The organism is Cellulosimicrobium composti (assembly GCF_010287905.1).
Classification (GTDB): domain Bacteria; phylum Actinomycetota; class Actinomycetes; order Actinomycetales; family Cellulomonadaceae; genus Cellulosimicrobium; species Cellulosimicrobium composti.
The window spans coordinates 44,497-57,770 of sequence record NZ_JAAFAN010000004.1; the positions used below are offsets into that span (position 1 = coordinate 44,497).

General features: G+C 73.6%; 12 protein-coding genes. 3 read left to right on the forward strand and 9 right to left on the reverse strand.

All coding sequences use genetic code 11. The features are described 5' to 3' along the window. Nucleotides 1–51 precede the first annotated feature (51 nt). The 6 genes from GYH36_RS01805 to GYH36_RS01830 all read right to left on the reverse strand — a co-directional run bounded on the left by GYH36_RS01805 (nt 52) and on the right by GYH36_RS01830 (nt 7,612). Nucleotides 52–2,016, reverse strand: a complete 1,965-nt coding sequence (locus tag GYH36_RS01805; RefSeq protein WP_246209120.1) for an ABC transporter ATP-binding protein — start codon at nt 2,014–2,016, stop codon at nt 52–54. A gap of 185 nt (nt 2,017–2,201) precedes the next feature. Continuing rightward, the gene (locus tag GYH36_RS01810) at nt 2,202–3,935 is read right to left on the reverse strand and encodes an ABC transporter ATP-binding protein (RefSeq protein WP_162288938.1); all 1,734 of its coding nucleotides are present in this window, start codon (nt 3,933–3,935) and stop codon (nt 2,202–2,204) included. 122 nt (nt 3,936–4,057) lie between these two features. Then, the gene (locus tag GYH36_RS01815; RefSeq protein WP_162288939.1) at nt 4,058–4,738 is read right to left on the reverse strand and encodes a TetR/AcrR family transcriptional regulator; all 681 of its coding nucleotides are present in this window, start codon (nt 4,736–4,738) and stop codon (nt 4,058–4,060) included. 147 nt (nt 4,739–4,885) lie between these two features. Then, the gene (locus tag GYH36_RS01820) at nt 4,886–6,208 is read right to left on the reverse strand and encodes an SPFH domain-containing protein (RefSeq protein WP_024840080.1); all 1,323 of its coding nucleotides are present in this window, start codon (nt 6,206–6,208) and stop codon (nt 4,886–4,888) included. Between the two features lie 73 nt (nt 6,209–6,281). Further along, the gene (locus tag GYH36_RS01825) at nt 6,282–6,752 is read right to left on the reverse strand and encodes an NfeD family protein (RefSeq protein WP_312028463.1); all 471 of its coding nucleotides are present in this window, start codon (nt 6,750–6,752) and stop codon (nt 6,282–6,284) included. 71 nt (nt 6,753–6,823) lie between these two features. Continuing rightward, the gene (locus tag GYH36_RS01830) at nt 6,824–7,612 is read right to left on the reverse strand and encodes an ABC transporter ATP-binding protein (protein ID WP_024840078.1); all 789 of its coding nucleotides are present in this window, start codon (nt 7,610–7,612) and stop codon (nt 6,824–6,826) included. Nucleotides 7,613–7,639: 27 nt separating this feature from the next. Between GYH36_RS01830 and GYH36_RS01835 the strand changes: the two genes are divergently transcribed. Beyond that, nucleotides 7,640–8,461 (forward strand): Rv1486c family protein, encoded by an 822-nt coding sequence (locus GYH36_RS01835; protein WP_312028464.1) that lies wholly within the window; start codon nt 7,640–7,642, stop codon nt 8,459–8,461. A 37-nt stretch (nt 8,462–8,498) separates the two neighbouring features. On the opposite strand, the gene glgA is transcribed toward GYH36_RS01835, so the two are convergent. Continuing rightward, complete coding sequence (gene glgA, locus GYH36_RS01840; protein ID WP_162288940.1) at nt 8,499–9,710, reverse strand: glycogen synthase; 1,212 nt, start codon at nt 9,708–9,710, stop codon at nt 8,499–8,501. A 141-nt stretch (nt 9,711–9,851) separates the two neighbouring features. Between glgA and glgC the strand changes: the two genes are divergently transcribed. Both glgC and serB read left to right on the forward strand, forming a co-directional pair. Beyond that, the gene (gene glgC, locus GYH36_RS01845) at nt 9,852–11,093 is read left to right on the forward strand and encodes a glucose-1-phosphate adenylyltransferase (RefSeq protein WP_115942693.1); all 1,242 of its coding nucleotides are present in this window, start codon (nt 9,852–9,854) and stop codon (nt 11,091–11,093) included. 83 nt (nt 11,094–11,176) lie between these two features. Next, on the forward strand, nt 11,177–11,854 hold the full coding sequence (serB, locus tag GYH36_RS01850; protein WP_312028465.1) for a phosphoserine phosphatase SerB: 678 nt from the start codon (nt 11,177–11,179) through the stop codon (nt 11,852–11,854). Between the two features lie 67 nt (nt 11,855–11,921). Here serB and GYH36_RS01855 read toward each other — a convergent pair whose 3' ends face one another. Both GYH36_RS01855 and fabI read right to left on the reverse strand, forming a co-directional pair. Next, a complete protein-coding gene (locus GYH36_RS01855) occupies nt 11,922–12,461 on the reverse strand; it encodes a SixA phosphatase family protein (protein WP_024840073.1) in 540 nt (179 codons plus the stop codon). 14 nt (nt 12,462–12,475) lie between these two features. Beyond that, the gene (gene fabI / locus GYH36_RS01860; RefSeq protein ID WP_024840072.1) at nt 12,476–13,243 is read right to left on the reverse strand and encodes an enoyl-ACP reductase FabI; all 768 of its coding nucleotides are present in this window, start codon (nt 13,241–13,243) and stop codon (nt 12,476–12,478) included. Between the last annotated feature and the right edge of the window lie 31 nt (nt 13,244–13,274).

Below are 13,274 nucleotides of genomic sequence, written 5' to 3' on the forward strand. Positions count from 1 at the left end.
CCCGCACCTCGCCGCACCCCTCGGGGTGGGCGCGGTGCGGGCCGCGGCGTGTCAGCGTCCCGCGGGACCGCCCGCGGGAGCGCCCACGCCCTCCGGGTCCTCCGCCTCGGCGTCGAGCGGCGCCGCGAACTGGCTCTCGTACAGTCGGGCGTACGCGCCGCCGGCCGCGAGCAGCTCGTCGTGCGACCCCTGCTCGACGATCGAGCCGTGCTCCATGACGAGGATCGTGTCCGCGTCGCGGATCGTCGACAGGCGGTGCGCGATGACGAACGACGTCCGGCCCTCGCGCAGCGCGTTCATCGCCTGCTGCACGAGCACCTCGGTGCGGGTGTCCACCGAGCTCGTCGCCTCGTCGAGCACGAGGATCGCCGGGTCCGCGAGGAACGCGCGCGCGATCGTCAGGAGCTGCTTCTCCCCCGCGCTCACGCTCGACCCCTCGTCGTCGATCACGGTCGCGTACCCGTCCGGCAGGGTGCGCACGAACGGGTCGACGTACGTCGCGCGCGTCGCGGCGAGGAAGTCCTCCTCGCCCACCTCGCGCCCGTCGCGGACCCCGTAGCGCAGGTTCTCCTCGATCGTGCCCTTGAAGAGCCACGTGTCCTGGAGCACCATCCCGATGTCGGAGCGCAGGTCGTCACGCGTCATGTCGCGCGTGTCCACGCCGTCGAGCGTGATGCGGCCCGAGTCCACGTCGTAGAACCGCATGAGCAGGTTGACGAGCGTCGTCTTGCCCGCCCCCGTCGGCCCGACGATCGCGATCGTCTGCCCGGGCTCCACGACGAGGTCGAGGTGCTCGATGAGCGGCGTGTCCGGGCTGTAGGAGAACGAGACGTCCTCGAACGCGACCCGGCCGCGCACCGGGTCCACCGTCGCGCCGGGCGACGGGTCCGGCGTCTGCTCCTGCGCGTCGAGCAGGTCGTAGACCCGCTCGGCCGACGCGACACCCGACTGGAGGAGGTTCATCATCGACGCGATCTGCGTGATGGGCTGCGTGAACTGGCGCGAGTACTGGATGAACGCCTGCACGTCGCCGAGCGTCATGGTGCCCGAGGCGACCCGCAGACCGCCCACCACCGCGACGATCACGTAGTTGAGGTTCGCGATGAACCCCATCGCCGGCTGGATGGTGCCGGAGATGAACTGCGCCCGGAAGCTCGCGTCGTACAGCGCCGCGTTCTCCTGCTCGAACTCGTCGATCGCGGTCTGCTGGTGGCCGTACACCTTGACCAGGGTGTGGCCGGTGTACATCTCCTCGATGTGGGCGTTGAGGCGGCCCGTCGCGGCCCACTGCTTGATGAACTGCGGCTGGGACCGCTTCGCGATCTGCGCCGTGACGAGCACCGAGAGCGGCACCGTGACGAGCGCCACCACCGCGAGAAGCGGCGAGATCCAGAACATCACCCCGAGCACGCCGACGACGGTGAGCACCGACGTCACGAGCTGCGAGAGCGTCTGCGTGAGGGTCTGGGAGATGTTGTCGATGTCGTTCGTCACGCGCGAGAGGATCTCGCCGCGCGGGTTGCGGTCGAAGTACGACAACGGGAGGCGCCCGAGCTTCGCCTGCACCTCGCCGCGCAGCCGGTAGACGGTGCGCTGCACGACGATCGCCGTGATGCGCCCCTGGAGCCAGCCGAACAGGAACGACCCGACGTACACCGCGAGCACCCAGGCGAGCACCGTCGCGAGCGCGGAGAAGTCGATGCCCTCGCCCGGCACGAGCCCGGGAACCCCGGAGACGAGGTCCGCGATCTGGTCCTGGCCCTGCGCGCGCAGCGCGTCGACGGCCTGGGCCTGCGTCACCCCCGCAGGGAGCTGGGACCCGACGACGCCCGCGAAGATGATGTTCGTCGCGTTGCCGAGGAGCTTGGGACCCGCGACGGCGAGCGCGACGGACAGCACCCCGAGGACCACGACGGCGACGATCGGCACGCGCTCCGGGCGCAGCGACGCCGCGAACCGGCGCAGCGAGCCCTTGAAGTCGAGCGCCTTCTCCCCCGGCACGCCCATGCCGCCCATCGGACCGTGGCCCCCGCCCCCGCGGGGTCGGCCCGCGAGGCGCGTCGACGCGACGTCCCGACCCCCGCCCGACGCACCCGCAGGCGCGCCCGCGGCGGGTGCCCCGGCGTCGGGCGTCGTGCCGTCCGGCGTCGTGCCGTCCGGGCCCGACGGCGCGGGCGTGCGCGAGGCGTCCTGCTCGCCGGTCATGCTGCCTCCTCGATCGAGAGCTGCGAGTAGACGATCTCCTGGTACGTCTCGTCGGACTCGAGGAGCTCGGTGTGCGTCCCGCGGCCGACGATGCGGCCGTGGTCGAGCACGAGGATCTGGTCGGCGCCGCGGATCGTCGCGACGCGCTGCGCGACGACGATCACGGTCGAGTGCCGCGTGCGGGGTGCGAGCGCCGCGCGCAGCCGCGCGTCCGTCGCGTAGTCGAGCGCGGAGAACGAGTCGTCGAACAGGTAGACCGCGGGGTCGCGGACGATCGCGCGGGCGATCGCGAGCCGCTGGCGCTGCCCGCCCGAGAAGTTGGTCCCGCCCTGCGCGACCGGGGCGTCGAGCCCGCCGTCGAGCGCCTCGACGAAGTCGCGCGCCTGGGCGACCTCCAGCGCGTCCCACATCTGCTCCTCCGTGGCGTCGGGCCGGCCGTAGCGCAGGTTGTCGGCGATCGTCCCGCTGAACAGGTACGCCTTCTGCGGCACGAGGCCCAGCAGCGAGCCGAGGTCCGCGCCCGTGAGGTCGCGCACGTCCGTCCCGTCGACGCGCACCGACCCGGCGGTGACGTCGAACAGGCGCGGCACGAGGTTGAGCAGCGTCGTCTTGCCGGAGCCCGTCGAGCCGATGATCGCGGTCGTCTGCCCGAGCTCCGCGACGAACGACACGTCGTGCAGCACCGGCTCCTCGGCGCCGGGGTAGCGGAACTCGACCCCGTCGAGCTCGACGCGCCCCGTGCGGGTCGTGAGCGCCACGGGGCGCTCGGGCTCCACGACGGTGGCCTGCGTGCGCAGGACGTCCGTGATGCGCTCCGCGGAGACCGCCGCGCGCGGCACCATCATGAACATCATCGTCGACATCATCACGGCCATGAGGATGTACATGAGGTAGGACAGGAACGCGGTGAGCGCGCCGACCTCCATCGCGCCCGCGTCGATCTGGCGGCCGCCGAACCACAGCACCGCGACGCTCGACGCGTTCATGACGAGCATGACGGTCGGGAACATGAGCGCCATGAGCTTGCCCGCGCGGAGCGAGACGTCGAACAGCGCGTCGTTCGCGCCGTCGAACCGCTCGGCCTCGCGCCGCTCGCGCACGAACGCCCGGATCACGCGGATGCCGGTGATCTGCTCGCGCAGCACGGCGTTGATGCCGTCGATCTTCTTCTGCATCTGCCGGAAGTACGGGACCATCCGCGAGATGATGAGCCCGACGCTCACGCCGAGCACGGGCACGATGACGAGCAGCAGCCCGGAGAGCTCGACGTTCTCCTGGAGCGCCATGACCACGCCGCCCACGAGCATGATCGGCGCCATGACCATGATCGTCAGGGACAGCAGCACGAGCATCTGCACCTGCTGCACGTCGTTCGTGGTGCGCGTGATGAGGGACGGGGCGCCGAACTGGCCCATCTCCTGCGCGGAGAAGCGCTGCACGTTCGTGAACAGGCCGGCGCGCACGTCGCGGCCGAACGACATCGCGACGCGCGCGCCGAAGTAGACGGCCGCGACCGCGCACACGACCTGGCCCAGGCTGACGAGGAGCATGAGGCCGCCCGTGCGCATGATGTAGGCCGTGTCGCCCTGCGTGACGCCCTGGTCGATGATGTCGGCGTTGAGGCTCGGCAGGTACAGCGACGCGAGGGTCGCGAGCAGCTGGAGCACGAGGAGGAGGACGATCGGCGTCCGGTAGGGACGCAGTCGCGTCCGCAAGAGGCTGACGAGCATGGGGTTCCTGTCCGGGAGGGGCTGCGGGACGGGCGGGGACGAGCCCCGGGAGCGCCGAGGCGCGCGGTGGTGCGGCGAGCGGGGCACCGGGCGAGGGCGCCGCGCACGGGCGGTGCGGCGGGTCAGGGCGACGGGTCGGTCGCGACGTCCGCGCCGATGCCGCCGAGCACGAGGTCCGCGACCTGCGCGGCGTCGAGCCTGTCACCGCCCGCGACGTGCGGCAAGGCGTTTCCGAACACGAGCGCGAAGACCGCGCGCGCCGCGACTTCCGGGTCCACGCGCAGCGCGGACCGGTGCGCCGCGAGCTTGTCCTCGATCGCCCCGACGATCGCGCGCGCGGAGCGCTCGCGGGCGTCCACGCCGAGCCGGTGCGCGTCGGCACGGTGGTCGAGCCGCGCGCCGCGGTGCGGGTCGAGCACCTGGTGGGCGGCGGCGAAGACCCGCATGCCGATGCGCTGCGCCTCGAGGAGGTGCTCGACGAGTCGCAGCACGAGCGGCCCCAGCCCGTCGTCGTCCGGCAGCGCGGCGATCGCCGCGACCGCGGGCGCCGGGTCGAGCGAGCGCACGACGGCGGCGCGCAGGAGCTCGTCCTTGTCCGCGAAGGCGCGGAACAGCGTGCCCTCGGCGACGCCCGCGGCGTCGGCGATCTGCCGGGTCGTCACGGCGGCGCCGTGCTCGACGAGCAGCGGGACCGTCGCCGCCGCGATCGCGTCCCGGCGCTCGGTGCGCGAGAGCGGCCGCGCGCGCGTGCGCTCGCGGGACGTCGCGTCCGCCTCGGGCGCGACCGGAAGGGGTGTCGTCACCCGCTCGACGCTAACTGAGTGAGCACTCACTCTCAAGTGCGTCTGCTCACGGCAGAACCGGCCCGCGCGCGCCGGACGCGGCGGAGCCCCGCACCCGGGTCGGGTGCGGGGCTCCGTGGCTGCTCAACACCGGCCTCGGTGCCGACGTCAGTGCCGCGGCGGGAACGACGGCGGCGTGCCCGCGGGCGGCTCGTCCGTCGGGGGCTCCTCCGTGACCGGCGCGTCCTCGACGGGCGGCGGGGGCGGGGCGTACTGCGACGGGCCGCCCAGCGGGCGCGGCGTCGCGGCGCCCGGCTCCGGAGGCACGGCACGGTGCTCGCCCACCCCGCCCGGGTGCTGACCGGTCTCGGTCTGCGGGTCGAACGGCAGGCCCGAGCGCGTACCGGCGCTCGTCGCGTCCGCGGTCGCCGCCTCGGCCTGCCGCCGCGCCTCGGCCAGGGCCTCGGACGGGTCGGTCAGCGACGGGACGCCGAACTTCACGCGGTCGCGCTCGCGCTCGCGGCGCGCCTCGGCGCTCGCCTCGGCCGCCTCCGCGTCCTGCGCGGGCGTGACGCCGGGCACTCCCCCGCCGTCGATGCCCGGCACGCCGCCGAACCCCTTGGCGATCGACCCGAGCGCCGCGGTGAACTCCGTCGGCACGACCCACAGCTTGCTGGCGTTGCCGTTCGCGATCTGCGGGAGCATCTGCAGGTACTGGTAGGCGAGCAGCTTCGGGTCCGCGTCGCCCTCGTGGATGGCGTCGAACACCTGGAGGATCGCGCGCGCCTCGCCCTCGGCCTGGAGGATCTTCGACTGCGCGTCACCCTCGGCCCGGAGGATCGCGGCCTGCTTCTCACCCTCGGCCGTGAGGATCTGCGACTGCTTGACGCCCTCCGCGGTGAGGATCGCGGCGCGGCGGTCACGCTCGGCCCGCATCTGCTGCTCCATCGAGCCCTGCACGCTGGGCGGCGGGTCGATCGACTTGAGCTCGACGCGGTTGACGCGGATGCCCCAGCGCCCGGTGGCCTCGTCGAGGACGCCACGGAGCTGGCCGTTGATCTGGTCGCGGCTCGTGAGCGTCTGCTCGAGGTCCATGGACCCGATGACGTTGCGCAGCGTCGTGACGGTGAGCTGCTCGATCGCGGTGATGTAGTTCGCGATCTCGTAGACCGCCGACTTGGGCTCGGTGACCTGGAAGTAGATCACCGTGTCGATGCTCACCACGAGGTTGTCCGACGTGATGACGGGCTGCGGCGGGAACGACACGACCTGCTCGCGCAGGTCCACCGACGCGCGGACGCGGTCGATGAACGGCACCAGCAGGTGCAGCCCCGGTTCGAGCGTGCGCGAGTACCGACCCAGGCGCTCGACGATGATCGCGACCGCCTGCGGCACGATGCGCACCGCCTTGACGAGCGCGACGATGACGAAGATCAGGATCAGCGCGAGGACGACGTACGCGAGGATCGTTCCGGGACTGGGGTCGTTCATCGACTGCCTCCTGGTCGTCGTGCGCTGGACCGGTCACCCGGCGGCGCGGTGTGGTGCTGGTCGTGCCGGGCCGTCACGACCCGGTCGGGTGCTGCGCGGGCAGCGGCGCGACGACGGCGGTCGCGCCGTCGATCCGGACGACGCGCACCTCCGCCCCGGCGGGGATCTGCGGGGCGTCCGGCTCGGTCCGCGCGGTCCAGACCTCCCCGACGAGCTTCACGCGCCCGCCGAACTCGCTCACGCGGTCCACGGCGAGGGCCGTCCGCCCGACGTGCGCGGCGACGTTCGTCTCGGTGAGCGGCACGCGCGAGCGCAGGTGGCGCAGGAGCCACGGGCGCAGCGTGACGAGCAGGATGACGCTGACGACCGCGAACGCGACGATCTGGAGCCAGAGCGGCCCGCCGGCCGCGTTCACGCCGGCCGCGGCGAGCGATCCCCCGGCGAGCATGATGAGCACGAGGTCGAGCGAGATGATCTCCACGAGACCGAGGAGCAGCGCTGCTCCGACCCACCACAGCCAGTCCATCTCGACCCCCGTTCCCACGTGCGCGCTTTACGTGTACTTTACCGAATTTCCGCTCGTGGTGCACGCGGTCGGCGTGCTCGGCGACCCTGTCAGGGACGGGCGGCGCGCGCCATCCAGCGCCCGCCGCCGTGCGCGACGAGCAACGGCAGCCCGAACGCGTCGCTGAGGTTGTCCGACGTGAGGACCTCGCGGATCGGCCCGGCGCTGTGCACCGCGCCGTCCTTGAGGAGCAGGAGGTGGGTGAACCCCGGCGGGATCTCCTCCACGTGGTGCGTGACGAGCACGAGCACGGGCGACGCCGGGTCGCCCGCGAGCTCCGCGAGGGCGCCGACGAGCTCCTCGCGACCGCCGAGGTCGAGCCCCGCGGCCGGCTCGTCGAGGAGCAGGAGCTCCGGGTCCGTCATGAGCGCGCGTGCGATCTGCGTGCGCTTGCGCTCGCCCTCGGAGAGCGTGCCGAAGGTGCGGTCCGCGAGGTGATCGACGCCGAACGCGGCGAGCAGGTCGCCCGCACGCTCGGTGTCGAAGTCCTCGTACGCCTCGCGCCACCGGCCCGTCACGCCGTAGGCCGCGGTGAGCACGACGTCGCGCACCGTCTCGTCCGCGGGGATGCGGTCCGCGAGCGCCGCGGACGCGAGCCCGACGCGCGGGCGAAGCTCGAAGACGTCGACCCGCCCCAGGCGCTCGCCGAGGACGTCGGCCGTGCCGGCCGTGGGGTGCATGCGCCCGGACGCGATCTGCAGGAGCGTCGTCTTCCCGGCGCCGTTGCGCCCGAGCACGACCCACCGCTCGCCCTCGTTCACCTGCCAGTCCACCGCGTCGAGGATGGTCTTGGGGTGACGTCGGACGGTGACGCCCTTCAGGTCGAGAACCGCGCTCATGGTCCCCGACCCTATAGGTTGGCCGACGTGGTCTCACACTCGTCCGAGGGTCCGCACGGCGCGTCCGGGCCCGGCTCCGCGTCGAGCGCCGGAGCCCTCCCCCGCAGCGCTCTCCTCGCCCTCTGGCTGCGCGCCTCGCGCCTCGGCGACGACGAGGGCCTGGCCCGCCTGCTGCGCGCCGTGCAGCGCGACGACGAGCCGCACGTCGTCTCCGGCGCGCTCGGCGACGTGCGCCTCGAGGACCTCGCGGGCGCGTGGGCCGGCGACGCGCGCGAGGTCGTCGCGCTCGCCCCGGTCCCGGGCGACGTGTCCGGCGTCCCGCCCGAGGCGGCGGCGCGCGCGACCGACGCGGGCGAGTGCGCGGTCGTCACGACGTCGGCCGGCGCGTGGGCCCTCGTGCCCGAGGTCACGGAGTTCGGCAGCGACCTCGAGCCGGGCCACCTGGTGACGTGGCACGTGACGCCGGTCGGGCCGTGGAGCATGCGCGTGCACGGCGCGGTCGGCACGCTCGGCGAGGCCGAGCGCGACCTGCGGACCGCGCTGCTGCTCGCGACGCGCGCGCTCGACGACCTCGACGTCGCGCGCTGGCGCGACGACGCGGCGGGAGCGATCGCGGACCTGCGCGCGGGCGGCGCCCCGACGTGGCAGCTCCCGGCGTCGGTGCCGCCCCGCGCCGTCCAGGTCCTCACGCAGGCCGTGCGGCTGCGCGCGATCGTCGACCTCGCGACCGCGGACGACGGCGGCGCGGTGAACCTCTGGCAGGCGGACCAGCGCTCCACGGCCCTGCGCGAGGTCGACCGCGCCTCGCGCCACGCCGTCGGCGCCGCGACGTTCTGGGCCGCCTCCTGACCGTCGAGCGACGGCGCCCGGTGAGGACGGCGCGGGGTCAGGACCCCGCGAGCACGCTGCGGTAGACCTCGAGCGTGCGCTCCCCGATCGCGTCCCACGCGAAGTGGTCCTCGACGCGCCGCCGCGCGGCGCGGCCCATCTCCGCGGCCCGCTCGGGGTCGCCGACGACCTGCGTGAGCGCGGCGGCGAGGTCGGCGACGAAGCGGTCGGGGTCGAGCGGCGTGCCCGTGCCGTCGTCGGCCTGCTCGATCGGCACGAGCAGGCCGGTCACGCCGTCGTCGACGACCTCGGGGATCCCGCCGGTCGCGGTGCCGACGACGGGCAGGCCGACCGCCATGGCCTCGAGGTTGACGATGCCGAGCGGCTCGTAGACGGAGGGGCACACGAACACGGTCGACGCGGCGAGCACCGCGACGAGCTCGGCGCGCGGGAGCATCTGCTCGATCCACACGACGCCGCCGCGCTCGGCCTGGAGCTCGGCGACGGCGCCGCTCACCTCGGCGGCGATCTCCGGGGTGTCGGGCGCGCCCGCGCACAGCACGAGCTGGACGTCGGCGGGCAGGGAGCGCGCGGCGCGCAGCAGGTAGGGCAGGCCCTTCTGCCGCGTGATGCGTCCGACGAACACGACGGCCGGGCGCTCGGGGTCGATCCCGAGGCCGCGCACGACCCGGTCCGCGACGTCGGACTGGGTGCCCGGCTCGGGGCGACGCCAGCCGTCGAGGTCGATCCCGTTGTGCACGACGTGCACCTTCTCCGGGTCGACCTGGGGATAGACGCGCAGGATGTCGTCACGCATGCCGGAGGACACGGCGATGATCCCGGCGGCGCCCTCGTACGCGGTGCGCTCGGCCCACGACGACAGCGCGTACCCGCCGCCGAGCTGCTCGGCCTTCCACGGCCGCAGCGGCTCGAGCGAGTGCGCCGAGAGCACGTGGGGCACGCCGTGCAGGAGCCCGGCGAGGTGGCCGCCGAGGTTCGCGTACCACGTGTGGGAGTGCACGAGGTCGGCGCCCGCGACGTCGTCCGCCATCTGCAGGTCGACGCCGAACGTGCCGAGCGCGGCGTTCGCGCCGGACAGGACGCCGGGCACGGAGTACCCGGTGACGCCCTCCTCGCCGCGGGGGCCGTCGAAGCAGCGCACGCGCACGTCGACGTGGCGCCGCAGCACCGCGGACAGCTCGGCCACGTGCACGCCGGCGCCGCCGTAGACGTGCGGCGGGTACTCACGGGTCAGGAGGTCGACTCTCACGCGCCACACGCTAGCCGAGCCGCCCGCGCGCCGTCGGCCGGGACGCCCCGGCGGACGCCGGGACGGGCGCCGAACGACGCGCCGGGACCAGGATGCGGGTCCCTGCTGCGTGGTCCCGCCGCGAGGGGCTACGGTCTGGGCATGGCCGCCGCACCCCGAGTCCTCGCCATCGTCCTCGCCGGGGGCGAGGGCAAGCGCCTCATGCCGCTCACCGCCTCGCGAGCCAAGCCCGCGGTGCCGTTCGGGGGCATCTACCGACTGGTGGACTTCGCGCTCTCCAACCTCGTGAACTCGCACTACCTGCACATCATCGTGCTCACGCAGTACAAGTCGCACAGCCTCGACCGGCACATCACGAAGACGTGGCGCATGTCGTCGCTCCTGGGCAACTACGTGGCGCCCGTGCCCGCGCAGCAGCGCGTCGGCAAGCACTGGTACCTCGGCAGCGCGGACGCGATCTACCAGTGCCTCAACATCATCGACGACGAGCGCCCGGACATCGTGGTCGTCGTGGGCGCGGACCACGTCTACCGCATGGACTTCTCCCAGATGGTCGACGCGCACGTCGAGTCGGGCGCGCAGCTCACCGTCGCGGGCATCCGCCAGCCGATCTCGATGGCGGACCAGTTCGGCGTCATCGAGACGGACCCCAAGGAACCGACGAAGATCGCGGCGTTCCGCGAGAAGCCGAAGGACCCCGTGGGCCTCGCGGACTCGCCCGACGAGGTGCTCGCGTCGATGGGCAACTACGTCATCGACACCGACGCCCTGGTGGAGGCCGTGACGTCGGACGCCGCGAACGCGGACTCGCGCCACGACATGGGCGGCGACATCGTGCCCGCGTTCGTGGAGAAGGGCACCGCGGCGGTCTACGACTTCATCCGCAACGACGTCCCCGGCTCGACCGACCGCGACCGCGACTACTGGCGCGACGTCGGCACGATCGACTCGTACTACGACGCGAACAAGGACCTCATCGCCGTCACGCCGGTGTTCAACCTCTACAACGAGGAGTGGCCGCTGCACACGGGCTACACCGGGCTGCCGCCCGCGAAGTTCGTGCACGCGGGGCGCGGGCGCCTCGGGCACGCCGCGGACTCGATCGTCTCCCCCGGCGTCATCATCTCCGGCGCGACGGCCGTCGGCTCCGTGCTCTCGCCCGGGACGTACCTGCACTCGTGGTCGTCGGTCTCGGACTCGGTGCTCATGGACGGCGTCCAGGTGCACCGCCACGCGCAGATCCACCGCGCGATCATCGACAAGAACGTCGTCGTGGGCGAGCAGGCGCGCATCGGGCTCGACCCGGAGCAGGACCGCGCGCGCGGGTTCACCGTGACCGAGTCCGGCATCACCGTCGTCCCCAAGGGCACGGTCGTCGCGTGAGCCCTTCCGCGACCGGCGTCGTGCGCGACGCCGCGGCGAGCCCTGCCCTGCCCGAGACCACCGCCACCCCGAGGAGCACCCCGGTGACCCCCGCCCCCACGAGCAGCCCCGACCGCCCGGTCCGGCTCCTCGTCATGGACGTCGACTCGACCCTCATCGAGCAGGAGGTCATCGAGCTCCTCGCCGACCACGCGGGCACGCGCGCCCAGGTCACCGAGGTCACCGAGCGGGCGATGCGCGGCGAGATCGACTTCGCCGAGTCGCTGCGCGAGCGCGTCGCGACCCTCGCGGGCGTCCCGGTCGAGGCGTTCGCGGACGTCCGCGCTCGGGCGACGTTCACGCCGGGCGTGCGCGAGCTCGTCGCGCAGGCGCACGACCGCGGCTGGGAGGTCGCGCTCGTCTCCGGCGGGTTCGCCGAGATCGTGGCCGGCCTCGCGGCGGAGCTGGGGATCACGCGGTTCCGCGCGAACCGGCTCGAGGTCTCCGGCGGCCGCCTCACGGGCCGCACGACGGGCCCCGTCGTCGACCGGGCCGCGAAGGAGGCCGCGCTGCGCGAGTTCGCGGCAGAGCTCGGCCTGCCGATGAGCGCGACGATCGCCGTGGGCGACGGCGCGAACGACCTCGACATGATCGGCGCCGCCGGGATCGGGGTCGCGTTCGCGGCCAAGCCGGTCGTGCGCGCGCAGGCGCCCTACAGCGTCGACGGACCCCGCATCGACGAGGTGCTCGACGTGGTCGACCGGGTCGACGCCGCCCGCTGACGCCCCCGCGCGAGAGAGCCCTGGTGCCGTCCGGCACCAGGGCTCTCGTCGTCGGGCGGCCGTCGGGTCAGGACGGGCGACCCACGTAGGTCAGCAGCGCGCCCTGCGGCGCCCACGCGTCCCAGGCCGCCGGGCACTCGAGCACGGAGTACGTCGCCGTCGGGACGCCGACGCGCACCTGGGCGAGCGCGCCGCCGTCGGACGCCGGGTCCGCGAGGTACGACGCGGTGGCCGCCATCGTCGGCTCGTGCCCGACCACGAGGAGCGTGCGCACGCGCGAGTCCGTCGTGCGCACGAGGTCGAGCACGTCGGACACGTCCGCGGCGTACAGGGCGTCGCTCACGGTGACGTCGGGCTCGACGTCACCGAGGTGCGCCGACAACAGCTCCCACGTCTGGCGCGTGCGCAGCGCCGACGAGCACAGCACGCGCTCGGGGACGAGCCCCGTCTCGCGCAGCGCGCCGCCGACGCGCACCGCCTGGCGTCGCCCGTTGAGGGCGAGCGGACGCAGCACGTCGTCGACGCTCCCGCCGCCGGGCTCCGCCTTCGCGTGGCGCAGGAGGACCAGCCGGCGCGTCGTGCCGCCGTCGCTCGTCTCCGCGCTCATGCTCTCCTCCTGGGTCACTGCCCCATGGCGTGCACGCCACCGTCGACGTGCACGATCTCACCCGTCGTCGCGGGGAACCAGTCGGACAGCAGCGCGACGACCGCGCGCGCGGCCGGCTCGGCCGTCGTCTGGTCCCAGCCGAGGGGCGCGCGCTTCGGCCAGCCGTCCTCCATCTGCTCGAAGCCGGGGATCGACTTGGCCGCGGTGGTGCGGATCGGGCCCGCCGAGACGAGGTTGGCGCGGATGCCGTCGGGGCCGAGGTCGCGCGCGAGGTAGCGGTTCGCGGACTCCAGGCCCGCCTTCGCGACGCCCATCCAGTCGTAGACGGGCCACGCGAACTGCGCGTCGAACGTCAGGCCGACGAGCGCGCCGCCCCCGGTCATGAGCGGCTTCGCGGCCACGGCGAGGGACTTGTAGGAGAAGGTCGAGACCTGGAGCGCGGTCGCCACGTCCTCCCACGTCGCGGAGAGGAAGTTCCCGCCCATGACGCTCTGCGGCGCGAAGCCGATGGAGTGCACGACGCCGTCGAGGCGGTCGGTGTGCTCGCGCACCGCGTCGGCCAGGCCGGCGAGGTCCTCGTCGTTCGTCACGTCGAGCTGCACCACGGGCGCCTCGACCGGCAGGCGCTTCGAGAACGCCTGCGTGAGCTTCATCTGGCGGCCGAACGACGAGAGCACGACCTCGGCACCCTCCTCCTGCGCGAGCCGCGCCGCGTGGAACGCGATCGAGGAGTCGGTGAGCACTCCCGTGACCAGGAGCTTCTTGCCGTCGAGCAGACCCATCGGTTTCCTTCCGTCGTGCACCCGTCGTGCG